General features: G+C 74.1%; 1 protein-coding gene. It reads right to left on the bottom strand.

Annotation, left to right across the window (positions count from 1 at the left end):
• Window positions 1–91: 91 nt before the first annotated feature.
• On the bottom strand, window positions 92–1,022 hold a 931-nt coding region (crtI, locus tag BGO37_RS17500; RefSeq protein ID WP_291757089.1), incomplete at its 5' end, for a phytoene desaturase family protein.

Raw genomic sequence — 1,022 nt, 5'->3', positions numbered from 1 at the left:
AGCGCGTCGCGCCAGAAGAACAGCCGCAGCCGGGCGTCGAGCGCCGTCATGCATCCGAGGAGCACCACCAGGATGCCGAGGTAGGCGACGCTCACGACCCGGCCCGACGAGGCTCGGGGAGGGGGGCCGCGCTGCGATCGCCGCGCACCCGCTTCAGGACGAGCTCGGCGCTGATGAGGCACATCGGGACGCCGATGCCCGGAATCGTCGAGGAGCCGGCGAACAGCAGGCCCGACACCTTCCGCGACGCGTTACCCGCCCGGAGGAAGGCGCTCTGCCGCAGCGTGTGCGCCGGGCCCAGGGCGCTCCCCGACCAGGCGTTGAGGTCGTCGGCGAAGTCGCCCGGGCCGACCGTGCGGCGGACGACGATGCGCTCGGCCAGGTCCGGGGCATCCGTCCACGCGCCGATCTGGGTGATGACACGGTCCACGAGCGACTCGATCGCCGGATCGCCGGTGCCGTCCACGCCACCGTGACCCATCGACGGGTCGGCCGGCACGGGGATGAGCACGAAGAGGTTCTCGTGCCCCGCCGGGGCCACGGCGCTGTCGCTCGCGCTGGGCTTCCCGATGTAGAGCGACGGCGTCTCCGGCGGCCGTCCCTGCGCCCGGTCGCCGATCGCGGTGAACGCGCCGTCCCAGTCGTCGGCGAGGAGGAGCGTGTGATGGGCGAGCTGCGGCAGCGCGCCGCGCACGCCGAGCATCGCGAGCACGGCGCCCGGGCCGGGGTCGCGTTTCCGCCACCAGGCATCGGTGTGATCGCGCTCGTCGTCGGCCAGGAGCTCCTGCTCGACGTGACGGAGATCGGCCGTCGCGACGACGAGGTCCGCGTCCACGCTGACCTCGTCGCCGTCCGCGTCCCGGTAGCGGACGCCGCGCGCGGCTCCGTCCGCCACGACGATCCGCTCGACGCGGGCGTCCGTGATCAGGTCGGCGCCCGCGTCCGCGGCGAGCGCGACGAGCGTCTCGATGACGCGCGCGAACCCGCCCTCCGGGTACAGCACGCCGTCGTTGACGTCGAGG

This window comes from Cellulomonas sp. 73-92 (assembly GCF_001898175.1).
Taxonomy (GTDB): domain Bacteria; phylum Actinomycetota; class Actinomycetes; order Actinomycetales; family Cellulomonadaceae; genus Cellulomonas.
This window is presented reverse-complemented; position numbering and strand designations above follow the sequence as displayed.